General features: G+C 64.0%; 26 protein-coding genes. 11 read left to right on the top strand and 15 right to left on the bottom strand.

Going from position 1 to position 24,547, the window contains the following annotated elements; genetic code table 11:
- Positions 1–4: 4 nt before the first annotated feature.
- The 5 genes from V0U35_RS04385 to V0U35_RS04365 form a co-directional block, all read right to left on the bottom strand.
- Positions 5–442, bottom strand: a complete 438-nt coding sequence (locus V0U35_RS04385) for a response regulator (RefSeq protein ID WP_330195437.1) — start codon at positions 440–442, stop codon at positions 5–7.
- A gap of 109 nt (positions 443–551) precedes the next feature.
- On the bottom strand, positions 552–2,846 hold the full coding sequence (locus V0U35_RS04380; protein WP_330195436.1) for a PAS domain-containing protein: 2,295 nt from the start codon (positions 2,844–2,846) through the stop codon (positions 552–554).
- Positions 2,839–3,069: a response regulator gene (locus V0U35_RS04375; RefSeq protein ID WP_330195435.1), complete on the bottom strand. Its 231-nt coding sequence runs from the start codon at positions 3,067–3,069 to the stop codon at positions 2,839–2,841. Before V0U35_RS04375 ends, V0U35_RS04380 begins: the two co-directional genes overlap by 8 nt.
- A gap of 42 nt (positions 3,070–3,111) precedes the next feature.
- On the bottom strand, positions 3,112–3,804 hold the full coding sequence (gene pdeM, locus V0U35_RS04370) for a ligase-associated DNA damage response endonuclease PdeM (RefSeq protein ID WP_330195572.1): 693 nt from the start codon (positions 3,802–3,804) through the stop codon (positions 3,112–3,114).
- 5 nt (positions 3,805–3,809) lie between these two features.
- Positions 3,810–6,269 carry a ligase-associated DNA damage response DEXH box helicase gene (locus V0U35_RS04365; RefSeq protein ID WP_330195571.1) on the bottom strand — a complete coding sequence of 820 codons (2,460 nt, stop codon included), beginning with the start codon at positions 6,267–6,269 and terminating at the stop codon, positions 3,810–3,812.
- A 156-nt stretch (positions 6,270–6,425) separates the two neighbouring features.
- Here V0U35_RS04365 and V0U35_RS04360 point away from each other — a divergent pair, with 156 nt between their 5' ends.
- From V0U35_RS04360 to V0U35_RS04330, 7 genes are all read left to right on the top strand, one after another.
- Positions 6,426–7,376 carry a hypothetical protein gene (locus V0U35_RS04360; protein WP_330195434.1) on the top strand — a complete coding sequence of 317 codons (951 nt, stop codon included), beginning with the start codon at positions 6,426–6,428 and terminating at the stop codon, positions 7,374–7,376.
- Positions 7,377–7,584: 208 nt separating this feature from the next.
- Positions 7,585–8,253 carry a hypothetical protein gene (locus tag V0U35_RS04355; protein WP_330195433.1) on the top strand — a complete coding sequence of 223 codons (669 nt, stop codon included), beginning with the start codon at positions 7,585–7,587 and terminating at the stop codon, positions 8,251–8,253.
- 83 nt (positions 8,254–8,336) lie between these two features.
- Positions 8,337–9,161, top strand: a complete 825-nt coding sequence (locus V0U35_RS04350; RefSeq protein ID WP_330195432.1) for a mechanosensitive ion channel family protein — start codon at positions 8,337–8,339, stop codon at positions 9,159–9,161.
- Positions 9,162–9,212: 51 nt separating this feature from the next.
- On the top strand, positions 9,213–9,548 hold the full coding sequence (locus V0U35_RS04345; RefSeq protein WP_330195431.1) for a DUF6460 domain-containing protein: 336 nt from the start codon (positions 9,213–9,215) through the stop codon (positions 9,546–9,548).
- An 85-nt stretch (positions 9,549–9,633) separates the two neighbouring features.
- A complete protein-coding gene (locus V0U35_RS04340; protein WP_330195430.1) occupies positions 9,634–10,449 on the top strand; it encodes a response regulator in 816 nt (271 codons plus the stop codon).
- 86 nt (positions 10,450–10,535) lie between these two features.
- Positions 10,536–11,024, top strand: coding sequence for a PaaI family thioesterase (locus V0U35_RS04335; protein WP_330195429.1), 489 nt, complete (start codon positions 10,536–10,538; stop codon positions 11,022–11,024).
- Entirely contained in the window at positions 11,021–11,428 is a 408-nt protein-coding gene (locus V0U35_RS04330; protein WP_330195428.1) for a PaaI family thioesterase, read from the top strand. The genes V0U35_RS04335 and V0U35_RS04330 overlap by 4 nt, the downstream gene beginning before the upstream one ends.
- A 15-nt stretch (positions 11,429–11,443) precedes the next feature.
- Here the strand turns inward: V0U35_RS04330 and V0U35_RS04325 are convergent, their stop codons facing one another.
- A complete protein-coding gene (locus V0U35_RS04325; RefSeq protein WP_330195427.1) occupies positions 11,444–12,796 on the bottom strand; it encodes an MBL fold metallo-hydrolase in 1,353 nt (450 codons plus the stop codon).
- 104 nt (positions 12,797–12,900) lie between these two features.
- On the opposite strand from V0U35_RS04325, the gene V0U35_RS04320 reads away from it, so the two are divergent.
- Positions 12,901–13,299: a thiol-disulfide oxidoreductase DCC family protein gene (locus tag V0U35_RS04320; RefSeq protein WP_330195426.1), complete on the top strand. Its 399-nt coding sequence runs from the start codon at positions 12,901–12,903 to the stop codon at positions 13,297–13,299.
- Here the strand turns inward: V0U35_RS04320 and V0U35_RS04315 are convergent.
- Together V0U35_RS04315 and ahr are read right to left on the bottom strand one after the other, a co-directional pair.
- Positions 13,292–14,203, bottom strand: a complete 912-nt coding sequence (locus tag V0U35_RS04315) for a histone deacetylase family protein (RefSeq protein WP_330195425.1) — start codon at positions 14,201–14,203, stop codon at positions 13,292–13,294. The genes V0U35_RS04320 and V0U35_RS04315 overlap by 8 nt on opposite strands.
- A 7-nt stretch (positions 14,204–14,210) precedes the next feature.
- Complete coding sequence (gene ahr / locus V0U35_RS04310; protein ID WP_330195424.1) at positions 14,211–15,227, bottom strand: NADPH-dependent aldehyde reductase Ahr; 1,017 nt, start codon at positions 15,225–15,227, stop codon at positions 14,211–14,213.
- Between the two features lie 95 nt (positions 15,228–15,322).
- On the opposite strand from ahr, the gene V0U35_RS04305 reads away from it, so the two are divergent.
- Positions 15,323–16,648, top strand: a complete 1,326-nt coding sequence (locus V0U35_RS04305) for an MATE family efflux transporter (RefSeq protein ID WP_330195423.1) — start codon at positions 15,323–15,325, stop codon at positions 16,646–16,648.
- Between the two features lie 195 nt (positions 16,649–16,843).
- Here V0U35_RS04305 and V0U35_RS04300 read toward each other — a convergent pair whose 3' ends face one another.
- Both V0U35_RS04300 and V0U35_RS04295 read right to left on the bottom strand, forming a co-directional pair.
- The gene (locus tag V0U35_RS04300) at positions 16,844–17,881 is read right to left on the bottom strand and encodes a quinone-dependent dihydroorotate dehydrogenase (protein WP_330195422.1); all 1,038 of its coding nucleotides are present in this window, start codon (positions 17,879–17,881) and stop codon (positions 16,844–16,846) included.
- The gene (locus V0U35_RS04295; protein ID WP_330195421.1) at positions 17,878–18,276 is read right to left on the bottom strand and encodes a DUF952 domain-containing protein; all 399 of its coding nucleotides are present in this window, start codon (positions 18,274–18,276) and stop codon (positions 17,878–17,880) included. Before V0U35_RS04295 ends, V0U35_RS04300 begins: the two co-directional genes overlap by 4 nt.
- Before the next feature lie 85 nt (positions 18,277–18,361).
- Here V0U35_RS04295 and V0U35_RS04290 point away from each other — a divergent pair, with 85 nt between their 5' ends.
- Positions 18,362–18,988: a S24 family peptidase gene (locus tag V0U35_RS04290; RefSeq protein ID WP_330195420.1), complete on the top strand. Its 627-nt coding sequence runs from the start codon at positions 18,362–18,364 to the stop codon at positions 18,986–18,988.
- Positions 18,989–19,143: 155 nt separating this feature from the next.
- Positions 19,144–19,500, top strand: a complete 357-nt coding sequence (locus tag V0U35_RS04285) for a PRC-barrel domain-containing protein (protein ID WP_330195419.1) — start codon at positions 19,144–19,146, stop codon at positions 19,498–19,500.
- A 19-nt stretch (positions 19,501–19,519) separates the two neighbouring features.
- Here the strand turns inward: V0U35_RS04285 and V0U35_RS04280 are convergent, their stop codons facing one another.
- From V0U35_RS04280 to V0U35_RS04260, 5 genes are all read right to left on the bottom strand, one after another.
- The gene (locus tag V0U35_RS04280; protein WP_330195418.1) at positions 19,520–19,735 is read right to left on the bottom strand and encodes a helix-turn-helix transcriptional regulator; all 216 of its coding nucleotides are present in this window, start codon (positions 19,733–19,735) and stop codon (positions 19,520–19,522) included.
- A gap of 5 nt (positions 19,736–19,740) precedes the next feature.
- Positions 19,741–20,175 carry a hypothetical protein gene (locus V0U35_RS04275; protein ID WP_330195417.1) on the bottom strand — a complete coding sequence of 145 codons (435 nt, stop codon included), beginning with the start codon at positions 20,173–20,175 and terminating at the stop codon, positions 19,741–19,743.
- 104 nt (positions 20,176–20,279) lie between these two features.
- On the bottom strand, positions 20,280–21,869 hold the full coding sequence (locus tag V0U35_RS04270) for a lysine--tRNA ligase (protein WP_330195416.1): 1,590 nt from the start codon (positions 21,867–21,869) through the stop codon (positions 20,280–20,282).
- A 97-nt stretch (positions 21,870–21,966) separates the two neighbouring features.
- Positions 21,967–22,506 (bottom strand): YgjV family protein, encoded by a 540-nt coding sequence (locus V0U35_RS04265; protein ID WP_330195415.1) that lies wholly within the window; start codon positions 22,504–22,506, stop codon positions 21,967–21,969.
- Complete coding sequence (locus tag V0U35_RS04260) at positions 22,506–23,882, bottom strand: hypothetical protein (RefSeq protein ID WP_330195414.1); 1,377 nt, start codon at positions 23,880–23,882, stop codon at positions 22,506–22,508. The genes V0U35_RS04265 and V0U35_RS04260 overlap by 1 nt, the downstream gene beginning before the upstream one ends.
- Positions 23,883–24,547 lie beyond the last annotated feature (665 nt).

Below are 24,547 nucleotides of genomic sequence, written 5' to 3'. Positions count from 1 at the left end.
CCTATCAGGCCGCGGTTGCACAGGCAGCGCGGACGAGCCGGCCAATCACCGCGAGCAAATCCTTGTAGTCTTCCTGACAGGACGGTTTTTCAACCGCGCACACGACGAAAGGAAAGTCGCGGGTCGCCGCGATCTGGTCGGCAGCGCCGCTCATCACCACGACCGGGATAGACCGGCCGCGCCGTTCGGCAAGCCGCTGCAGAACCCAGACGCCGTCGCCATTGGCCATGGCCAGATCGAGAATGATGCAGCGCGGCTCCGGCCGCTCGGCAAACGCCCCTTCGCCGCGGACATACTGGATCGCGTCCTGTCCGCCGGTCACGCGCGCGAGGAAAATCTCGTCATCGAATTTCTCGAAAGCCCGCGCGGCGAGGAAGGCATCGCCGTCATCGTCCTCGACCAGAAGAACCGTTTTCCAGTCCGATTTTTTCACTGTACCCATCCCATGTCTGCCGGGCAGACCCGGCCTCGCTTGTCCGTATCCAGATGGGACCCTTCTAGGCACAACGGGTTTCCCATTCGTTGACCGGGACAGGCCGGGTGCAGCTGAGCTATGCTGCGGAACCAGTCCGGGCGGCATTGAGCCGGGGAAGTGACAGGATGAAGCGCGAGCCCTTGCCGGGTACGCTTTCGGCCCGGATCGTGCCGTCGTGCATGTCGGCGATCCGCTTGCAGATCGCGAGCCCCAGCCCGGTTCCGGCATGGGTTTCCTTGCGGTGAAGCCGGCGGAATATTTCGAAAATCGCTTCCGCCTGTTCCGGGTCAAATCCCATGCCATTGTCTGACACGGCCAGCTCACTGGTGAGTCCATCCTGCTGAACGGAAACCCTGATCTCCGGAACGGCTTCGCTGCGGTACTTGATGGCGTTGGAAATGAGATTGAGAAGGACCCGCCGCAACAATTCCCTGTCAGCCTCGATTTCTGCACCGGCAGAGACCGTGACACGGGCACCGGACTCCCGGATGGATTCCGACAGGTCCGCGCGCAGGTCAGCGACCATCTCGGCCACATTTACGGTTTCGATCGACAGGGCCGTTTCGCCCATGCGGGCGTAGGTCAACAGGTCATTGACCAGCCGGCTCATCCGATTCGCACCATCGATCAGGAAATGGAGATAGGTTTCGCCATTGCCCGACAGCACATCGGCGTATTCCCGTTCCAGCAGCGTCGAGAATTGCGCCACCTTGCGCAACGGCTCCTGCAGGTCATGCGAAGCGACCGATGCAAACTGTTCAAGATCGCGATTGGCGGTAACCAGGCGCTGTTCGGCGACTTTGCGGGCGTGAATATCCTGGATGGACCCGACCATCCGGACCGGATTGCCGTCCTCGTCAAAGGCCGCCTGGCCCGATCCGAGGAACCATCGGTAGCCCTTGGTCTTGTGGCGCAGCCGGTATTCGAGATGGAAGGGTTTGCCATCCTTGAAGTGGGCATCAACGGCCGCGAAGGTCTTTTCCGTATCATCGGGATGCAAGAGCTCGCCAAACCCCTCGAGTGAGGGTTCGATTTCGCCCGGTTCAAGGCCCAGCAGCCGGTAGAAGAGAGGCGACCAGTATTCCGGGTCGCTCCCGATTTCGATCCAGTCCCAGATTCCAACCGACGCCCCTTCGGCAGCCAGCTTGAATCGTTCCTCGCTGGCTCGCAGCGCTTCTTCGTGTGCGACCCGCACGGACACATCCTCAAGGGAGCCGGCCATGCGGATCGGCCGGCCGGCTTCATCCCATTCGGCCTGACCGCGTATCAGGGCATGAACAAATTCACCGGTCGCCGTATGGCGATAGCGATACTGCTGCTCGAACACCGTGCCTGAAGTCAGGTGATCGTCAATCGCCTGCCGGACGCGGTCGCGGTCTTCCGGATGGATATTCGACAGGAAGGTATCGATCTTCCAGACATACCGGTCCGCGTCTTCACTCTTGAGGACGGGTGTTCCCACCAGTTCCTTCAACCGGTCGGACACGAACATGCGACCGCTGGGCAGTTCGATTTCCCAGATGCCGACCGATGCGCCGCGCACCGCGAGGTCAAAGCGGCTGTTGGCTTCCTTTAACGCCTCGGTCGCTTCGCGGATCGGTGTGATATCCTCGACCGATCCGGCGACCCTGACAGCCTTGCCGTCGGAATCCCGCTCGGCGCGGCCAAGCGAACGCAGCCAGATTACGCTGCCATCCTGGCGGTAGGCGCGGTGTTCAATGCGGTAGTCGGCCTTGCCCGCGATATGGTCGAAGAGGTGGGCGCGAAGTCTTTCGCGTTCATCGTCCGGCACACCTTTCAGGAATTCGGACAGCGGCAATCGGCGCGGTTCTGTGTGAGCCATGCCCAGAATGCGGCCAAGCTCGACCGAGACAAGAACGGAATCACTCGCCACCTCGTATTCCCAGATCCCGAGCCCGGCCTGCACGACCAGCTCCATGCGCGCCTGCGCATCGCGCAGGGCCCGGTCCCGCGCAACCTGTTCGGAGACATCCTGGAATATGCCGTAAATCTCGGTGGTGTTGCCGTCTTCATCGGTCCGGCACTGGCCCTTGGAATAGACGTAGCGTTCCGTGCCGTCCGGACGGACGATACGCGCGCCGTGGAATTCAAACGGCTTGCCCGATTTCGATGCCTCGTCGACGGCCTGCTGAACCATCCCGACATCATCGGGATGATAGAAGCTGATGGCGTCGGAAAGCGGCGGTTCGCCTTCGGACGGGTCTACACCATGGATCTCGAAGACCTGGTCAGACCAGAAAACGCTCTGATTGGTGATATCAACCCGCCAGAATCCGATCTGGCCGAATTGTTCGGTTAGAAGAAGGACCTGTTCCGGATCGGGTGCAGATGTTCGCGTGACCTCAGGCATTCACACGGCTTCCCGGCAGGCTGGCCGTCTTGGCCCAAAACGCCTTGATCGTCGAGACGATGCCATCGAGACCAAACAGGGCCACCGGGTTGACCACGCCGACATTTGCCCGGCCGTTACAGGCCCGATCAACGTCGTGATTGATTGAGGACGTTGCCAGAATCAGAACCGGCGCCCGCGCGTGCACACGAGAGGCGCGGCGATTGCCGAACAGCTTCAACATGGACGTCTCCAGACAACCGGTCCCGACCCGGTCTCGGTCAATTCAGTTGGCAATTCGTTTTGATTGGACTGCATATATACTGGTTCGCCCGATAATCCACCCATCCGGGCACGATCCGAAGACGCGGGTGAATGCTGCGTCGCGGACACTGAGACCCCCGGTAAAAGCGCCGAAAGACGGCAATACCATTCGCCGTCCATCCGTTGCGAAACAGCGCGCCCGCACCGACCGGCCATTCCCGCTGACCCGGGCACACGGATGCAGGTGACCGGCAATCTCGCCCGGTGCGTTGCCCTCGGTCGGTTCATGGCGCAGGGTCAGAGTGCCGAGTTCGAGAACAGGCCGGACCTCTCCGCCGAAGCGGGCGGGCGGCTCGGGGTCGTGATTGCCCTCGATCCAGACCCAGCGGCTTACATCACGCACCAGCCGGGCCAGCATGTCCGCATCGCTATCATCCATACGCCCGTCCGCGCGCAGATCGTGGAAACTGTCGCCCAGTGCAACGACCGTTTCCGGGCGGTGCCGCGCAATGGCGGCAGATAGCTTCAACAGCGTCGCGCGCGTGTCGTAGGGCGGCAGCATTTGGCCGCGTTCCGCGTAGGACGAGCCTTTCTCGAAATGCAGGTCGGCGACAATCAGCGTGCGATGGACGGGCAGGAACAGCGCACCGGTCAAGTCAGGCGTGACCGCCTCGCCATGGAGAGCCCAGACCGGTTCATTCTTGCGGGCTGTCATCGCGCTCACGGTGTCATCGCCTCGCTGATCAGGTCGTCCGACGCGTCGGCCAGAATCGACTCATGCCCCTCGCCATAAACCGGCTCGCGCCCGATCTCCAGCATGACCGGCACGGCCAGCGGCGAGACTCGGGCGAGGTGTTCGGTCACGATCCGCCCCTTCACGCGGGCGAGCGCCTGACCCAGCCGGCGTACATCCATCAATCCGGTAGCGGCATCGGCCCAGGCCGCCTGCAGCAGGACGTGATCTGCGTCATGCTGGCGCAGGACGTCATAGATGAGGTCAGCAGAGAAGCTGACCTGCCGTGCCGTCTTCTCCTGCCCCGGAAAGCGGCGTTCGATAAGCCCGGCGATGATCGCGCAGGTCTTGAAGGTTCGCTTCATCAGCGGACTTTCAGCGAGCCAGGCATCGAGGTCATCGCCGAGCATGTCCTCGTCGAAGAGCGCATCCATATCGACGCCGGAGAGATCGCGCAGCCCCCAAACGGCGAGCGCATATTCATTGGCGACAAAGCCCATAGGCCGCATGCGCAGGCGTTCGAGGCGGCGCGTCAGCAGCATGCCCAGCGTCTGGTGCGCCAACCGCCCCTCGAACGGGTAACAGACGAGATAGAATTTCGCTGCGCGCGGGAAAGTCTCCACCAGAAGCTCATCCGAGCCGGGCAGGCGCGACTTCAGGGATTGAAGGTCGAGCCAGTCGCGCACCTGACCGGGCAGCGCCCCCCATTTCGACCGGTCCTGCGCCAGGTCGCGAACCCGCGCGGCGAGATAGGTCGAGAGCGGGAATTTGCCGCCCTGATAGGACGGGATTTTCGGCGAGTCCGCACTGGCCCGCGAGACGATCGCGTCGGTTTCCGACAGGCCTTCGAACCGGAGGATCTGCCCCGCGAAAAGAAAGGTGTCGCCCGGCGTCAGCTGGCCAATGAACCAGTCCTCAATCTGTCCGAGACGGCGGCCGGCGCGTCCGCTGCCCAGCCGGACATGGATCATGTCGGACTCCACAATCGTGCCGACATTCAAGCGGTGGCGCTGGGCCGTGCGGGCATCACGGGCGCGCCACAGCCCGTCCTTGCCTCTCACCATGCGCCGGAAACGATCATAGCTCGCCAGCGCATAGCCGCCCGTCGCGGCGAGATCGAGTACGCGGTCAAAGTCGGAACGGACCAGGTCGGCATAGGGGGCCGCACTGGTGACTTCCTCAAAGAGCGCATCGGACTCGAACGGATCACCACAGGCCCGGCCCATGACGTGCTGGGCAAGGACATCGAGCGCCCCGGCCTTCAAGGGCTCGCCATCAAGCGCGTTCTCGGCCACGGCCTCGGCGGCGGCGGTGCACTCAAGATGTTCGAAACGATTGGTCGGCGCGAGCAGGGCCTTGGACGGTTCGTCGAGCCTGTGGTTGGACCGGCCAAGCCGCTGGATCAGACGCGCCGAGCCCTTGGGAGCCCCCATCTGGATGACGAGATCGACATCGCCCCAGTCGATCCCGAGGTCGAGCGTGGAGGTACAGACCACGCCTTTCAGCTTGCCCGCCGCCATCGCCGCCTCGACCTTTCGGCGTTGTTCGGGTGCGAGCGAGCCATGGTGCAGCGCGATGGGCAGGCCCTCGTCATTCATCCGCCAGAGTTCCTGGAAGGTGAATTCGGCCTGGGCCCGCGTGTTGACGAAGACGAGGGCCGTGCGCGCCCCCTTGATTCGTTCATAGACTTCGGCGAGCGCGTGGCGGCCCGAATGCCCGGCCCAGGGAATGCGTTCCGCACTGTCGAGGATTTCGACCTGCGGGCGGGGTCCCGGCCCGCCGCGAACCAGCCGCGCGAATTTGGCATGAGGCCCGGCTTGCGGCGCGAGCCAGCGTGCCAACCCGCCCTCGTCAGCGACGGTGGCCGATAGGCCCGCCCGGCGCGCCTGCGGAGCCCATTGCGCCAGAGTGGCAAGACCCAGACTCAACAGATCGCCGCGCTTCTGCGGGGCCAGCGCGTGGATCTCGTCGATGACGACGCGCTTGAGATCGGCAAAGAAGGTCGAGGCATTGGGCGAGGCGACGAACAGGGCAAGCTGTTCGGGCGTTGTCAGCAATATGTCCGGCGGGCGTTCGCGCTGGCGCTTCTTCTTCGATGGAGGCGTGTCCCCTGTCCGCGTCTCGATCCTGAGGCCCAGCCCCATCTCCTCGACCGGGACCATCAGGTTGCGCGCCACGTCCACCGACAGCGCTTTCAGCGGCGACAGGTAGAGCGTGTGCAGGGCGTGAGGACGACGCGGGTCCTCCGGGTCGATCATTTCGGCGAGATCCACCAGGCTTGGCAGAAATCCGCCCAGTGTCTTGCCGCCCCCGGTCGGCGCGATCAGCAATGCGTGTTCACCTGCCCGCGCCGCATCCAGCATTTCGAGCTGGTGGTCACGGGCGCGCCAGCCACGTGCGGCAAACCAGCGTTCGAAACGGTCGGGAAGACGTGCGGGCGGGGCCATCACGACTAGACTAGTGCGCCTTCCGGCCGCTCGACAGGGGCGAGTGCGGTTCGGCGAGGGGGGAACGCAGCGCGAAAGCGTCCCCCTGACGAATTTCCCGCGCCGGCGCATAATGGACGTCATGCTTGGGGGCATGAGACGCGAGGGAGTCCCATCATGGCGCATGCCGTGATTGAACGGTTCCAGGCCCTGGAATCGGTATTTATTGAAGCTGTGAAACGATCCGAGCGTTTGTCGGCGCGCTTTGCCGCTGCCGCCGCGCTGGATGCGGACAGCGATGTGGCCACCACGGTGCGCAGGGCCCTGCGTGAACGCGATGCGCTGGATGCCTGTGTGTCCCGCTGGTCGCACCCGTCAAAACCGATGCGGATCGTCTATGGGGCCGCCCTTGCTGCGGTCAATCGGGACGCCGGTGCCTATGCCGAAACCCATGCCGCACTGAAGGAGACCCGCAAGGCGCGGGGCGGCCGGCGTCTGTCACTGGATGGATCCTGTACAGCCCTGACATTGACCGCTGCCGGCGGCAGTCCCGCCCAAACAGGGATGTTCTTCGACATACTCGAAGCTATCGCCGCCCCCTGGTGGCGCCGCGATGCCGCAGCCGAGGAAGCCTATGCAGCCATCATGGCGGCCGATGGCGAGACGCCTGAGACCGCCGAGGCACGTCTCGGCAAGGCGCGCGACGCCATGCTGGGGGCCGGCGTCCCCAAAGGGCAGGTCAACAAGGCCGTTTACGAGGTTGCCCTGGCCGATCCGTCGCCCATGCGTTTCGCCAAGACCTGGACGGCCCTGAGCATCGCTGCCCGGTCCGAAAAGGGACTTGTCCGCCACACCGGGCTGTCAGGCCTCGCCATTCTGGCCGCGCAGGTTGATGATGGATCGGCCGCAGGCGACGCCCTTGTCGAAGCCAATACCGCGATCCGTGCGCTGAAACCGAAACCGCAGGGCATGGCGGCTGGCCGCCTCGTTCTGCGTCTCGCTGTGGCGATGACCGGCCGGAAGACGCCCGGCGCGGCCGCTCGCGACTTGTCCGCCATTTTCGCGGCCCAGCAGGCGGCTGTTGTCGCGGCTACCGCCGGCGTTGTCGCGGTCACGGCCGCCGGCTAGCGCGGCGGGTATCGCCTCGCGTGTTGTGCCGGTAAGCCAAGCAAATACCGTCCGAATTGGCGCGCACTTTTCGCTCGTGGAAATGTGCCGTAAAATCCGGGCACAGGGACGGGGCAGAACATGGCTTGCCTCAGGGTTTTTCAGCCGGAACGACACCGTCTTCCGGCATCTGGTCTGACAATGTCGGCCTGAGAGGGCGAAGGGTGAAATGACGATTTCACGACTTTTGGCGGCCGGGTTCGTCCTGGCTTCCTGTGCTCCCGAACAAAGCGACGATGCGGCCCTCGGGCACATCGCGGAAGCCGCCGCCGATACCGCTCTGCAGCGCGACGCGAATTCTGTTGATCCCGCCCATCGCATCACACTGGACGGTCTCGGCCCGTACCGCGCTGGCATGACGATTGGCGAATTCCGTAGCGCGGCCGGCGATACAGGGCTGGAGTTCGACCCCGACTTCATGGTCGACCTGTCGGCGCTATGCACCACCGGAGAAGAGACGCCGTCCGTCTGCGCCGTCGTGTACATGACCGAGAGCCTGACCGATGATCATGGGATTGCCTATCTGACGACCGCTGACCCGCGTTTCCGGACGCCGGACGGGATCGGCCCCGGTGTCAGCCTGGCCGACGCCGAGGCGGTTCTGGGTCCGGCCACATTGTCCTTCAGCTATGCGAATGAATCCCGCGAATTCATCCGCTTCGCCCACGCACCGGAGAACTGGCTGTTCACCCCGTCACGCGATGAAGTGGAACAGTTCGCCGGCTTCTATGACCTGTCGACAGGCGCTGAACACTTCGAGACCGCTCAATATCGGCCCGGAACACTGATTGACAGCGTCGACATATATCCGCTCCCGGATGGCCAGGCCCGTCCCTAGTCCGGTTTGACTCAGGGCCCGGGAATGCTAGCTAGCGGACCAGAGCTGACTATCACTTCTGCCGTTCGGGACCGCCGATGAACATGGAATCCATCTTCAACGAAGAGCTGATCACGCAACTGGTCCAGACCGGGACCCGCGGCGCGGTCAATGTCGCGCTGGCCCTGCTGATCCTGATCGTGGGCTATCTTGTTGCTGGCCTGATCAAGCGCAACGTCAAACGCTTGATGCTCAAGAGCGACCGGATCGACGAAACGATTGCCGCCTTTTTCTCCGACCTCGTGCGCTATGGCATCCTGGTCATCGTCTTCATCGCCGTACTGAACCGGTTTGGCGTCGAGACCACGTCCCTGGTCGCCGCCATCGGTGCTGCCGCCCTGGCCATTGGCCTCGCCTTGCAGGGAACGCTGTCGAATGTCGCCGCCGGCGTGATGATCGTCTTCTTCCGTCCCTACAAGTTCGGCGACTTCGTCGACATCGCCGGAACGTCCGGAACGGTGAAGGACATCAATCTCTTCACCACCGAGCTGGCCATGGTCGATGGCGTGAAGGTGATCGTCCCCAACGCCCAGTCCTGGGGTCAGGTGATCATGAACTACACGGCCAACCCGACCCGGCGCATCGACTGGACGTTCTCGATCTCCTACGACGACGACATCGACAAGGCGATCAGCGTCATCCGCGACGTGATAACGGCCGATGAACGCGTGCATGCCGACCCGGAACCTGTTGTTGTGGTGGTCGGTCACGGCGCATCCTCGATCGACATCAGCGCCCGTGTCTGGGCCGCGACGGCCGATCACTGGGTGATCAAGTGGGAAATGTGGAAGCAGGTCAAACAGGCCTTTGACCGCAACGACATTGAAATCCCCTACCCCCACCAGGTGGAAATCCACAAGGACGCCTAAAGCGGCGGATTGGCCCTTTTTGCGCCATGATAGGGAAAGACGATCGGCCCCATGACAGAACCGCGCAACGATACGTCCAGCGAAATGCCCACCCAGCGCCCGCGTTCCTTCATCGAGCGTCTCGTTAGGGTTACGCCCGGCGACCTGATCCGGCTTGTGCTCTTAAGCATAATCGCCGGTTTGGTGCTCGCCGCTTTCCGGGTCGACCCTCGCCGCCTGTGGGTCGATTTTTTCGGAACGATCTATGAAGCCTGGGGCGAGTTCATTGACCTGTCTGCGGATCTGGTCCGCTGGTCAATCGATTACCTGATCCTGGGCGCAATACTGGTGGTTCCGATCTGGATCGTCTGGCGGATCATCAGCGCCTTCAACAAGCGGTCGCGTTAGGAAAACGTTTAGCCTAAATCCGCTTTCTGCATGAAATTGCTTGCCATTTACCGTATTACCCGTTCCCACGCAAAGGAGGGGCGATATGGGTTCGTCGGCGGCATTGCACATTCTGGAGCGCGATAGCGTCGATAGCTGGCGTGATCGTCCCGCCATCGTGCTGGAACAGGGTTCGCTTATGCGCCGCCTCCTGACTGGCGTGCTACGCGACCATACCGCCGCGCCCGTTATCTCCACCGCGGACCCGAAGGAGGCCCTCGCCGCTGCTGTCTCGGAGCGCCCCGGACTGATCTTCGCAGACTGGTCGCCGTTCGACGAAGACCGGCGCGAGCTCGAATTTATTCGCCAGGTCCGCGAGCAGGAAGACCACGAGGTCCGTGCCGCCCACTTGATCGTGCTGACAAATCGCCAGCGCCGCCGCGACATTCAGCTGGCACGCGATGCGGGCGCGACCGACTATCTCCTGAAGCCGATCCCGGCCACGACAATTGTCCAGCGCGCCGATTCCAGCTCGAAAGAGCCGCGCGCCTTTGTCCAGTCGACACGGTTCAACGGTCCTGACCGCCGCCGGCGGAAGCGGGACGCCAACCTGCCCTTCAAGCGCGGGGCAGATGTTCGGGCCGGTCGCGTCGATCCTCTCTCGGCCGCCCGCAACGCGGTCGTTGCTCTGGCCGAGGAAGTTGCCCCGGAAGGCTGCCCGCTGACGCGCCGGGTCGTCGTCTCGCTCAACCGCTATCTTGGGGCGCTGGAGGTGTTTACCCCGTCCGATGACGAGGTGATCGAGATGCACCGCGCGGCCATCATCCAGCTGATCCGGGCCAAATATCGCGGTGACGCGACCGGTGAAGCGGTCGTCCGCGGTCTTGAAACCGTGGTGCAGCGCCGCCTGAAAAACCTCTGACGGAAACCGGCTGTCCGCGCGCACTGGCACACCGCACGCAGCGGGGCTAGGTAGGGTATATCGCCCGCCGACAGGACATCCCGCCCATGGCCGAAAGCCTCCAGGAATTGTTGAACCGCCTCGCACCGCTGCTCGTGGACGGTTCGCCGCACGCCATGGCGCTTGGCTTCACGCTCGAAGGCCTTGGGCCGGGCAATGCCCAGATGCGTGCACCTTACCGCACAGACCTCGTCGGCGACCCCGAGACCGGCGTCCTGCACGGCGGCGTGGTGACAGCTCTGCTCGACCATGCTTGCGGTATTGCCGCCTTTTCCGGACTGGGTGCCAATGACACGCCCGCCACGCTGGATCTGCGGATCGACTACATGCGTCCCGCCGAACCGGGCAAGGACGTCGTCGCCGAGGCCGAATGCGTCCGCGCCCACGGGCTGATCGCCTTTGTCCGGGCCATTGCCCATGACGGGGACGAGTCTGATCCCGTCGCCAGTGCCCAGGCCGCCTTCATGGTGACACGTCCGTCCAGCGAAGCGGCCGCCAAGGCCCGCAAGGCCATCGAAACGGGGCAGATGTCATGAGCGAAGCCCTGATCGAGACACTCCTGGCTGCACCTTATGTTGCCAAGTTCGGCATCCGCTTCGAACGCAAGGGTGACGAGCTGACCGGCGTCCTGCCGTACGCGGAACATCTCGTCGGCAATCCGCTTGTTCCCGCACTGCATGGCGGTGCAGTCGGGGCCTTTCTCGAAGTCATCGCCTCGGCGACCCTGCTGGCCTCCCAGCCGCTCGCTCGCCTGCCCAAACCCATCGACGTGGCCGTGGACTATCTCCGTCCCGCACGGCCCGAGGACGTCTACGCCCGCGCCTTCATCGGCCGGGCCGGTGCCCGCGTCGCGAATATCCGCGCCGAGGCCTGGCAGGGCCGCCGTGACGCGCCGGTCGCCAGCCTGCACGGCCACTTCCTGATCAAGCCGGCGGGTTGAACGTTTCGGCATTCGCTAGTCTTGAGCGGCCGTCCAGGCTCCCATCGAACCGAGATAGATATCGACAGAGCCAAAGCCTTTCGAGGCCAGCCAACTGGCTGCAATCGTAGCTCGTTTTCCGCTCGCACACATCACGGTATAGGCCCGGCCGGGATCGAGATCGGTCCACGCCTCGTTGAGCTCGCCAGCATAGATGTGGGCCGCCCCCTCGATCCGGTTCTCCTTCACCTCGTCCGCTGCACGGACGTCGAGAAGTGTCCACGTGTCCCGGTTGTCCTCAAGCCGCTCGCGGACCTGTTCGGTGCCAATGGTTGGCAATGACCGGAAGTCATGACCCGCCGCGATGGCGTTAATGACGCTACTATAGCCGCCAACCACGTCGTCCAGCCCCATCCGGACCAGATGGGCCATCGCCACCCGCAAGTCCGTCTCGGTATTGGCGATCAGGGCAACACGCTGGCCTTCCTTGATGAACCAACCGGCAAAAGCCGGAATCATGTCCTTGGGCAGGCACACGCATCCGGGAAGATGACCGGCCGCGAAACTCTCGGGATCTCGGACGTCCACACGCACATCGCAATCGACAGCGTCCAGCCTGTCGAGAGTCAGCGGCCGCGGAGCCAGGACACGCGGAGCGGCCGGCCAACCCTCGACATTTGCCCGCTCCATCAGCCGGAAATAGGGCGGCTGGTAATGCACTTCGCCAAGCTTCTCCCGAACGAATGCGTCCCGTTCGGCGATCTGCAGTTTCGGATTGTTCTGCCGCTCGTGACCGACGGTGGAAAACTCCCGTTCCGCCATGGCCGAACCACAGACCGATCCGGCCCCGTGGGCCGGGTAGATGATGGCCTGGTCCCCCAATGCGAGAATTTTCCGCAGGCTATCGAATAACAGGCCGGCTACCTCCTCCGCTCGGTCAGGATAGAAGTCGGTGCGGCCCACATCACCGACGAACAGGGCATCGCCCGTAAATACCCCCACCGCGCCATCATCGTGGGCGGTATCGTGAATGACGATGGCGATATGGTCATCGGTGTGACCGGGCGTCTCGAGGATCTCGAGGCGCAATTGCCCGATTGAAAACCGGTCCCCTTCGCGGGCAGTGTCGGCATAGGCGACCGGGGCTTTGGGGTCGTAGCCGTGCAGGATTTTCGCGTCACACTGGGCGGCCAGCGCGGGAGCCCCGGAGATCAGGTCTTCGTTCCGGTGGGTTTCAAAAATGTGGGTGATTTCCAGTCCCCGGGCACGGGCACGCTCCAGATAGATGTCACAGTCCCGCCGGGGATCGATCACGGCCGCCTGCCCGTCTGAACCGAGAATGTAGGACAAGTGGGACAGGCCATCGGTTTTGATTTTTTCGAGATACATCACAGGCCCCTTTCACGAACGGAAACAGGCTGACCCGGGATCGGGTTCCGGATTGCGATGGGCAGACGCCCCATCCGTAATGTATTGCTGTGCAAGATTGCCGCATGGCCGATACCGCCGGCCGCCCTATTCTCCTTCCCATGAAAACCGATCCGGTCATTGCCTATTATGACGGTGCGTGTCCCTTGTGCGTTCACGAGATGAAACTCTATGAGCGCCGCGGACAGGGGCGGGTCATCCTTGAAGACGTGAATGGCGACATTCCCGGCGACGTTGACCGGCAGGCCGCGCTGGATGCGCTGCATTTGCGCCTCCAGGACGGGACGCTCTTGACCGGTTGGGACGCCTTCATCGCTATCTGGGAACGCTGCCCCGGCATGGGCTGGCTCGCCGCGATCACACGGCCCTGGCCGATCCGAAAGCCGCTTGACGCGATCTACCGTTTCCTCGCCCCCTACCGGCCGCGCCGCAAATGCGCGAACGGAGCGTGCAGTCTCACATAAGCGCGGCAAATTCCCGGAACATCACGGCGTGGCGGGCGGCGACCTCCATCGGGTCCTCGCCATAGCCTCCGCCGATCACGCCGCAGAGCGGCACACCAGCCGCGAGCGCGGTCTGGGCGACATAGGCTTCGCGCCGCGCCAGTCCTTCATCGCTCAGTGAAAGCAGGCCGAGCCGGTCATTCGCATGGGGATCGACCCCGGCATTGTAGAACACGAGGTCCGGCTTCACCGTGTTCAGAAGCGCGGGAAACGTGTCGGCGAGCACCGCAAGATAGGCCTCGTCGCCCGTGCCTTTCTCCAGACCAATGTCGAGATCACTCACCGCCTTGCGGCGCGGCCAGTTCTGCTCGCAATGGATCGAGCAGGTAAAGACGCGCGGTTCGTTCTCGAAAATCCGCGCCGTGCCGTCGCCTTGGTGGACATCGAGATCAAGGACAAGAATGGACGAGACCACCCCTTCGGCCAGCAGGATCGAAGCGGTGATACCCACATCGTTGAAGACGCAGAAGCCCGCCCCCTCGCCCGGCCGGGCATGGTGGCTGCCGCCCGCCGTGTTGGCCGCGAGACCATGTTCCAGCGCAAGCCGCGCGGCCAGCAGCGTGCCAGAGACCGACATGCGCGAGCGCAGGGCAATGGACTCAGTCACCTTGAAACCGATCTTGCGCTGCTCGGCGTCGGTGAGCGTGCCATCAAGAACAGCCGCGACATAGCGGGCGTCATGACCCATCTCCAGCCAGCTTGCCGGAGCGGCGATGGGTTCGTGATAGCCCTCCATCCCGGCAACCAGTCCTTCCTGGACCAGAAGCGCGGCCAGCCCTTCGTACTTGCTCATCGGAAAGCGGTGGCGCGGCGGCAGAGCCGTCGCGGTATAGGCCGGGTGATGGACGATCGGCAGGCGGCTCATCGTTTGGCTAGAAGTCGTTCTCCAGCACGATGCGGTAGCGCGCCTTGCCGGCCTCGAGATGAGCGATGGCCTCGTTCACCAGCGACATCTTCATGTGCTCGGTCTGGGCGGTAATGCCGTGGCGGGCACAGAAGTCGAGCATGGTCGCGATGGTCGACGGTGCGCCGACTGACGTGCCGGACACATCCTTCTGCTTGCCGATCAGCGAAAAGGCGGAAATCTCCATCGGGTCGAGCACCGCGCCGACCATGTGAAGCCGGCCGCGCGGGGCGAGGGCCGCCATATAGCTCGACCATTCCAGCGGCACGTTGACGGTCGAGAGGACCAGGTCATAGCGCCCGGCTTCAGCCTTCAGCGCCGCCTTGTCACGGCTGTTGACCACCCGGTGCGCGCCAAAGCCGCGCGCCTCATCCGCCTTGCTGTCAGACGACGTAAACGCCGTCACCTCGCAGCCCCAGGCTTTCAGGAATTTCAGCGCCAGATGGCCCAGCCCGCCAATCCCGATTACCCCGACGCGGTCCGTGGGTCGAATGCCGTACTGGACCAGCGGATTGAAGACGGTGATCCCGCCGCAGAAGAGCGGCCCGGCCTTCTCGGCGTCCACGCCTTCAGGCAACGGCACCGCCCAGGCCGCCTGTGACCGGACCCGGTCAGCGAAACCGCCCGTGCGCCCGTTCCAGGACGCCGCGACACCGCTCGCCTGCCCGCACATATTGTGATCGCCGCTCATGCAGTGCTGACAGGTCAGGCAGGAATGGGCGAACCAGCCCACACCCACGCGCTGACCTTTGGAGAGGTGCGTGACACCCGCCCCGGTTTCGACAACGCGGCCGATGATCTCGTGACCCGGAACCAGCGGATATTCGCTCATCCCCCAATCGTCATTGATGAGGGAGAGGTCCGAGTGGCAGAGGCCACAGGTTTCCACTGCGATCTCCACCTCGGCGGCAGGCAGCGGACCGGGATCGAATTCGTGGGGTTTGAGCGTTCCCTTGGGTTCGAATGCGGCATAGCTGCGGATCATGGGCGGGCCTTTTTTTCTCGCGATCTTGCTTCGGCCCATCATATAGGACGGATTCGCCTTGCGTCGCCTCCGGGCGCGGGATACGCGCTCGTGCCATGGATCCCGTCGCCCTCACCCGCAAGGACGTGCTGTTGCGCGCCTGGCCGCTGGTCTTCGCCAATGCGGCGGTGCCGCTGGCCGGCGTAGTCGACACCTTCGTCCTCGGGCTCTCGGGCGATGCCGGCGATCTCGGCGGGGTGGCGCTCGGCGCAGCACTGTTCAACATCCTCTATTGGAGCTTCTACTTCCTGCGCATGGGCACGACCGGCCTGACCGCGCAAGCCGACGGTGCGGGCAATGAAACCGAAGTTCAGCGCTCGCTCGTCCGTGCGCTCGTGCTCGCCGGACTGATCGGCCTTGCTGTCCTGCTCCTGCGCGGCCCGGTCGCATCGCTCGGCTTTGCCATCCTGCAGGGAGAGCCGGGCGTGGAAGCGAAAGGCGCGGCCTATTTCTTCGCCCGCTCGTGGGGTGCCCCCGGCGCATTTGGCGTTTTCGCCCTGACCGGTTTCCTCATCGGTCTCGGACGCTCGACCGAGACCCTGATCATCCACGCCGTCATCAGCGCCGTGAATATCGTCCTTGATATCTGGTTCGTGCTGGGCCTCGGCTATGGGCCGGGCGGCGTGGGTGCTGCGACCGCAATCGCGGAATGGACCGGCCTCGCCGTTGGTCTCGTCTTCATCCTGCGCATTGTCGCGGCACGCGGCGGCTGGCGGGACGCGGTCTTCACCCGCGCCGCGCTGCTCGACCGCGAGGCGCTGAAACAGCTCGTCGACGTCAACCTGAACCTGATGCTGCGCACCTGGACGATGATCATCGGCTTCACCTGGTTCGCCAATGCCGGGGCGCGACAGGGCACGGCCGCGCTCGCCGGCAACCACGTCCTGTTGCAGGTCATCACCGTCTGGGCCTTCGTGCTTGATGCCTTCGCCTTCGTTGCGGAAACCGAAGCCGGTCGCGCCTTCGGGCGCAAGTCCGTCGCCGCCCTGCGGCGCGCGCTGCGCTTTGCGTCCGAACAGGCGCTGGCCATGGGGGCGGTCTTTGCGGTTCTGACCTGGGCCTGGGGCGACGAGGCGCTGACGCTCGTCATCGCCGATGAGACCGCCCGGACGGCGGCGATCACCTTCCTGCCCTACTGCGCAGCAGTGCCCTTCCTGGGCGCAATGGCGTGGATCTTCGACGGTATCTTCATTGGCGCGACGCGCGGCGCGATGTTGCGCAACGCTGCCATCGCAGCCGTGCTGGTCTATCTCGCCGCGGATTTCGTGCTCGCCCCGCTTTACGCCAATCACGGCGTCTGGATGGCGTTCCTGATCTATTATCTCGCGCGGGCCAGCGCGCTGGCCGTGCAGTATCCGGCGCTGGAGAAACGGTTGTCGTAAGGGTGCGATTTGGCGGCGTCATACCCCGCTTTATGCGGGGTATCCAAATACGGGAAACGCCAGTTTTCACCCCACCCTTGCCCTCCCCTGAAAGGGGAGGGATTAGCGCCAAGACTCCCTCCCCCTCGGGGGAGGGTTGGGGTGGGGGAGTCGGCCGGTTCCGGATCGCTTCGCGTCCGGGATGACACGGTCGTGCTAGAGACCCGCGCCGACAGCCTGGGACACCGACGTGAACCCGTCCGCCTTCAGACGCTCGGCCAGGCCGCGCTTGATCTGCGGGACCAGTCCCGGCCCCTTGTAGACCAGCGCGGAGTAGAGCTGGATCGCGCTCGCGCCAGCCCGGATCTTCGCATACGCCGTCGCCGCATCCTCGACCCCGCCCACACCAATCAGAGGCAAGCCGGGTGCGGCTTTCGCGAAATCGCGCAGCAGCGCCGTTGAGCGCTCGAACAGGGGCCGCCCGGACAGGCCGCCCGCCTGGCCGCGGTCCGCACTGCGCAGGGTTTCAGGCCGGTCAATTGTCGTGTTGGACACGATCAGCGCATCGATCTTCCACTCGGTGGCCGAAACCACGATGTCGGCGAGATCGGCATCGGTGAGGTCGGGCGCGACTTTCAGGAAGACCGGTGCAGTCGCTTTCGCCGCACGGACCCGCTTGAGCAGAGCGTCGAGAGCCGCCTTCGATTGCAGGGCGCGCAGGCCCGGCGTGTTGGGCGAGGAGATATTGACCGTGAAGAAGCTGACCGACCCGGAGAGCGCCCGGATGGACTCGACATAGTCGGCGGCCCTGTCCTCGCTCGCTTTGTTGGCCCCGAGATTGATCCCGACGACACCGGGTTTTCCGGTACGGGCCCGCAGCCGTGTGGCGATCTGCGCCAGCCCGTCATTATTGAACCCCATCCGGTTGATCACCGCCTGATCCGGCGTCAGGCGGAACAGGCGCGGTTTGGGATTGCCCGGTTGCGGGCGCGGAGTGACAGCGCCGCATTCCACAAAGCCGAAGCCCATCGCCAGAAGCGCATCCGGCACCTGCGCATTCTTGTCATAGCCGGCCGCCAGCCCCACCGGGTTCGGCAGGTCTATGCCGGCAAGGCGCGTTTGCAGGATCGGATCACGGACATCGCGGTCGCGCGGTCCCAGACCTGCGCGCAGCGCCAGAAGGCTGGCCGTATGCGCGGCTTCAGGCGGAAGCGCGCGCAGAACTTTCATTCCCAGATCGTCCAGCTGGCTCATTCGAAAATCTCGCTCGGCAGCGTCCATTCACCATCCTCGCCACGCCGGATCAGGCGAACTGTCGCCACGGCCAGCATTGGCAGATCGCCATAGAGATGGGGGAACAGATCGCCCCCGCGCGAGGTTTCCCATTTCAGAGCGTCGCCCAATTCGCTGACCGGGACTTCCACAAGCGCGAGGCGGTCATGGCCCGAATAGTGCTTTTCCAACGTGCCGGGCAATTGATCGGCCGTCGAGAAATGGATGAATCCGTCGCGCGCATCATCAGCTTCGCCCGTGAACTTGCCAGCCTGCATTGCTTCGGCCCAGCGGGATGGCACGGCAAGGCGGTAGACAAGCGGGGGCGGGTCAGAGCGCATATCAATCTGGGTAGCCCCGCCGCTGTCACGGCGCAAGCCGCACGCACTGGCAACGGGACCTTGGCAGAGAGGAATTATTTCCTTTATGGTAGCAGTATGCACTAATTAGCGGAGGGGTTGCATGCTGACCCACGCCCAGGTCTGGACCGGTGTTGATCGCCTGGCGGCGCGCGCCGGATTGACGCCGTCAGGTCTCGCACGCTGCGCCGGACTGGACCCGACGACGTTCAATCCGTCAAAGCGAGTCATCGACCGGGGATCCCGCCTGCGCTGGCCGTCGACCGAGAGCCTCGCCAAGGCACTGGCGGCCGTGCGTGTCACCTTTGAGGATTTTGCCGCGCTGGCAACCGGTGCCGCCATCGGGCGCAGCGTACCCCTGATCGGCTTTGCCCAGGCAGGGGCTGACGGATTCTTCGACGATGCCGGCTTCCCAGTCGGCCAGGGTTGGCAGGAGGTGACCTTCCCAGGCGTCGAGGACACCCACGCCTATGCGCTGGAAATTTCGGGCGAGTCCATGCTGCCGGTGTTCCGCCCGGGCGACAGGATCGTGGTGGCCCCCAATGAAAGCCCGCGTCGTGGCGATCGGGTTGTCGTCAAGACGCTCGCCGGGGAGGTCATGGTCAAGGAATTATCCGTGCTGCGCCCCGACCACATCATCTTGCGGTCTTTCAATCCGGACTATGAAGACCGGCGGATCAGGGTGAGTGAACTGGCCTGGATGGCCCGTGTGGTCTGGGCCAGTCAGTAGAGCAGTCCTCAACTCGACTGCATGGCAGGCAAACAATCATAATCCGGACATGATTGGGTCACGGAACCATCATGGAATCAGCGGCGTTCTACCCTCGGGCAGGTCAGTTGCCCCGACAAAGAACCGGTCATGCGACTCCAGAAAGGACCGCCGCCATGTCCATCCTCCCCCGAACCTTCACCGCCACCTCCCTGCATGGAATCGACATCGTCAGCCCGTCCGGCCGCAAGCTGGGCGTTCTCGAAGATGTCGCTGTCGGAGCCGCGTCCGGCAAGGTGCTCTACGTCCTCATCGCGCTGGACCGCCCCAGCGAGATCGGCGAGCGCCTCTATGCCGTGCCGTGGGAAACGCTGAGCTTTGATCCGGCCACGGACCGCTGTGTCCTTAACGTGCCTGTCGAGACGTTGCGCGAAGCCCCGGCGCTTCCCAGCCCGGAAGCCTTTGCCGAACCCGACCCGCGCCTGCGCTATGCGCTGAGCACACATTTCGGACGTTATCCCGACGCGGCCTGATACCGCGCCGGGAGGCCCGTCAGTCCGGGTATTGAAAGACCGCATCCAGCGGCACGCCGAACGCCCGGGCGATCAGGAACGCCACTTCGAGCGAGGGCGAATACCGCCCTTGCTCGATGGCGATGATGGTCTGGCGCGTCACGCCGGTCTTCTCGGCCAGTTCGGCCTGGGTCATCTCACCGGCTTCGAAGCGAAGCCGGCGGATGTCGTTGGTGATTTTTGTCGGTTTGGCCATCGCCCTTACACCCCCCGGCGGTAGTCGATCAGCTTCGACACCGCCTTGACGAGTTCGCCGGCAACCAGTCCGGCCAGGATCGCATTGGCAACCAGCCAGACCGGCTGACCCAGCATGGCCAGCGCCAGTGCGCCGAGCGAGACCACGCTCTGGATCACGCCGCCGCGCTGGTCGCCACGCATCTCGATCAGCTTGTCGCGCTCATCGCGGCTGTCGTCGGCTTCTGATGGCTTCATGATGGCGATCAGGATGTGCGCGACGATAGCGAGACCGACGACCGCGACGACCGTGATGATCATCGTGGCGTTGGTCGCAGCCAGCGCTTCCTCGGGCGGCACGTCCGCCGTGAGGATGCCCAGCACCGCACCGCCGAAATAAACACCGTACACGCCCAGCATGATGAGGAGCATGGCGATATTGCTCTTCTCGTGGAAACTCATGTCAATCTCTCCTGACCTCATGTTCAATATGTTTGACACATCCGGATATAGGAGGGCGCAATCATCGTGTCCAGTATTTTTTACATGGAGTGTAAAATTTCGGACTAGGAGGCCAGCTCACCGGCCAGCGCGCTGTCGATCAGCGTAATGGTTTCCGGGATGCCGTAAATCGCCACGAAGCCGCCAAAGCGCGGCCCCTGGCTCTGCCCCAGCAGCACTTCATAGAGACCAGTGAACCAGTCGCGCAGATTGTCGAAGGACTGGGCCTTGCCCGCCGCATAGACCTCGTTCTGGATGGTTTCTGCGTCCTTCTCGGCCGGATCAAGTGCGGCGAGCCGGGCCTTGAGATCTTCCATCGCGGCGCGTTCGAGATCATTGGCCGGGCGGTAGGATTTCTCCGGCTCGATAAAGTCCTCGTAGTAGGCGACCGCGCGTTCCGCGAGCCCGTCGAGGACCGGATGGCTTTCCGGCGTCGCGCCCTTCGCGTACTTCGAGATGAAGCCCCAGAGCGTGGCCTTGTCCTTCGCACTCGCCACCGAGGCGATGTTCAACAGGATCGCAAAGCTGATCGGCGGCACGTCGGCCGGCGGATGGCCGTCATGGATGTGCCAGACCGGGTTTTCCAGCTGCTTGGCCGCGTCCTGTCCGGAAAAGGCGGCGAGGTGCTGGTAATACTCGTCGACCGCCTTGGGGATGACGTCGAAATGCAGCCGCTTGGCGACGCGCGGCTTGGCGAAATTATAAAGCGACAGGCTTTCCGGCGTGCCATAGCGCAGCCATTCCTCGACCGAGAGGCCATTGCCTTTTGACTTGGAAATCTTCTCACCGACCGCGTCGAGGAAGAGCTCATAAACGTATTGCACGGGCGGCTCGACGCCGAGGATCTTGCAGATGCGCGAATAGATCGGCGCATTGGTCTGGTGGTCCTTGCCGAACATCTCGAAATCGACGCCAAGCGCAGCCCAGCGCATGCCGAAATCGGGCTTCCACTGCAGCTTGGTATGCCCGCCGGTCACCGGCATCGTCACGTCACTGCCGTCCTCGTCCTCGAACGTGATCGTCCCGGCCTTGGCATCGGTCGCCTTCATCGGCACGTAAAGCACGCGGCCCGTCGTCGGCGAGATCGGCAGGAAGGGCGAGTAGGTCTTGCGCCTCTCCTCGCCCAGCGTCGGCAGCATAACGCCCATGATGTCGTCGAATTTTTCCAGCGCCCGCAGCAGCACGTCATCAAACCGGCCCGAGCGATAACACTCCGTCGCGGACAGGAATTCGTAGTCAAAGCCGAACCCGTCGAGAAATGCACGCAGACGCGCATTATTGTGCTGGGCAAAGCCGTCATGGGTCCCGAACGGGTCGGGCACATCGGTCAGCGGCTTACCCATATGCTGGTGCAGCATCTCCTGTTCCGGCACATTGGTCGGCACCTTGCGCATGCCGTCCATGTCGTCGGAAAAGCAAATCAGCTTGGTCGGATAGGCATCATCGGTCAGCACGCGGAAGGCGTGGCGCACCATCGAGGTGCGGGCGACCTCGCCGAACGTGCCCATATGCGGCAGGCCGGACGGGCCGTAGCCTGTCTCGAAGATCACCGCCCCGCCCTGCATGCCGGACTTTTCCAACCGTTTGAGGACCGCGCGCGCGAGTTCGAAGGGCCAGGCCTTGGCGTCTGCGGCGAGCGATGCGGCGGTGGTCATGGGAGAAGTCCGTCTCGTGTAGCGGTTTAAGGGTCCGGGCAAGGCACTCTGCCATGCCCCCGGGACCAGCGCGAGTTAGGCCGGGCTGAGTGTTGCGTCAATGGGAGGGGGCGTTCCCCCGCCGCCGCAGCCGGTACACCACCCGCCCGACACGCCAGAGCGCCAGAACGCCATAGGCGGTGGAAAAGGCGATCTGCGGCCAGGAGCCGGCGAAGACGCCATAGAGCCCCCAGAAGGTCGTGCTGGCCGCCACGAAGAGGAGCGTGCGGGTCAGTCCGCGCGCGAACCGGCCCAGCACAGCCAGAGCGGACCCGGCGGCGGCAAGCGCGGCGAGCGGGGCCAGACCCGACACGATCCAGCCGCCGGCAATGAAGACCAGCGCCCCGATCGGCAGAAACCGCGCCCGGGTCCCCCGCAGGTAAAGCGCCGCGACATCCATGACACCATAAAGGAGCGAATAGGCCGCCCCGGCGATCTGGCCCAGCGCCAGATAGTGCGCCGCGACGAGCGCCACCCCACCCGCATCCAGTACCAGGAAGGTGCGCTTGGTCCGCGCCCGCGTCGAGGCAAGGATCAGCGCGAAGCCGGCAAGGCCGAGCCCCTGAACGCCCAGCGCAGTGACCGTACCGGCCGCCATCACATGTTTTTCGACCGCGTGAGATAGACGATCATCACGCCCAGTCCGGTGGCCGCGAGCGCGGAACCGGCCCAGATCCAGCGCCAGGGTTCATTGTCGACAAGGGTTTCCCCGACATCGCCCCGGAAGAACCAGGCGAGGTCCCCGATCACCGAGATCAGGGTCAGCGAGGTGAGCACGCCAAACACCACATTGGTGATCATCGCCAGGCGCTCCTGCGCACGCTGGGCGGCCTGGTCATAGATTTCGTTGAGGAAGTCGCGCTTGTGCTCGAGATCGGTCGCCAGCGCTTCGAACCGCCAGCTCGACATGAGCTGACTCCACAACTGGCGTTCAAACGGCTTGATAACGCCGAGCTCGTCATGATGGCGGTGCAGGAAAAAGGTCGTCATGTCGCGGAAGATGTTCAGACGCTCGCGCATCTGCCGGGCCTTTGCGCCCTTTAACGTCCCGCCGTTGGAATTCGTGGTCTTGCTCAGGAAACGCTCCGAAGCGAAAAACAGCCGTTCATCGAGCAGCAGCATGGTCGCATAGGCATAGCCGTAATAGGCGATCAGCGGCACGGGTGAATAGCGTTCGCGCGCCTCGCCGGACGCGACCAGGACCGAATTCATATAGCCCGCATAGGCCAGCGCGCCGGGGCCAACCTCGACCGGCTGGAAACCGTCCGCGGTGGACACCTCGACGAGCGGGCGCAGCGCCGCAAACCCGCCTTCGGGGGTTTCCTGCGGGTCGAAATTCCACACCCGGTGGACCGAGACCGGCTTGAAGTCCCATTCGGTCGCATCGTCGAGATGCTCGATCTGGTCGCGCACCCGCTTGTCGGTCATGGCCGGCAGGGCCTTGTTCACCCGCTCGGTGATGTCGCGGGCCTCCTCCGAGACCTTGTCTGGCAGAGCCACGTCGGCGAGCCAGTCGGCAAAGCTGCGCAGCGCCCTGGTGCTGGCACCCTCAGGGGCGTCGATATCAAACGTCCAGCAAAACACCAGCGCGCCGAAATCGTGGATATTGTACCAGCGCCCGACACAGCGCGCCGTCAGCCCGTCCTTTTCGAAACGGTCGGAACAGTCGCGTGCAGCCAGGCGCAGAAAGGCGTAGGGCGTGCGTGGCTGACCGCCAAAGTCTGTCCATCCGACGGGCCGGGAATGATCGCCACGCGAGGCCGCGGGCGGCTCGTGCGGGGTTTCGGGAATGAGGACGTCATAGCTGTCCTTCACCGCCTTTTGCAGCTTGGCCGCCGCCTCGCCCTGGCGCGCGCGATAGGCGCTGGCTCGTCGCGACGTGACCAGAAAATGCTCGGTGACAACCGGGCTGACCAGGCTCAGCCGGTATGTGCCGGGCCGAAAATTTCCGTTGGCCGCTTGTGCTGCGGTCATGACATCTCCCCTCGAAATGGCGCTGCGAACCGCCATTGCACCCGATATGGGCCGCGGTTTGAACCCCTGGTAGGCGATTTGGGCCGATTTGGTGTGCCGGTGAGGACGTCAAGCTTGTCGAAGGGCACAAGCTCGGGGGCGTGTTCCCGAAGGCACGCCCCTTGTCTTCAGAGTTTTAGACCGTCCCGGCCCCGCGCCGGCGCGGATGCCGGGACCTACCGGAGTCGCAGGAAGCACCTAGCAGTTAAAGCTCTTACACGAGCGTCACCCGCGCCAAACCTGTCACCAACCGGCCGGCCCCGGAACGGGGTCCGGGGCGGATGGAAATGCCATCTGACGTGCCCCGGTCTGGCGGAGCCAGGACCGGGGTCCAGCCCCGGCAATCTGGATCCCGGACATCGGCTGACGCCGATTTCGGGAGGCGTCGAAACTGTGGTGACAGAGTGGAGAGTCCGGGTTTTTCCGGCGAAAGCAGGGATCCAGGCTGGCCGCGCTCTGAAAGTTGTCATCCCGGACGGCGAAGCCGATCCGGGACCTGAAACCGGGAGCCACATGTTCAGGGTCCCGGCTCCGGCCGCCAGGCGGCCCGGCCGGGATGACAACGTCTTCAGCCCATGAAGTCACCCGCTCCATCTTGTTACTGACTGACTGGTCAGTTAGTATGG

The organism is Hyphobacterium marinum (genome assembly GCF_036330325.1).
Classification (GTDB): Bacteria; Pseudomonadota; Alphaproteobacteria; order Caulobacterales; family Maricaulaceae; genus Hyphobacterium; species Hyphobacterium marinum.
This window is presented reverse-complemented; position numbering and strand designations above follow the sequence as displayed.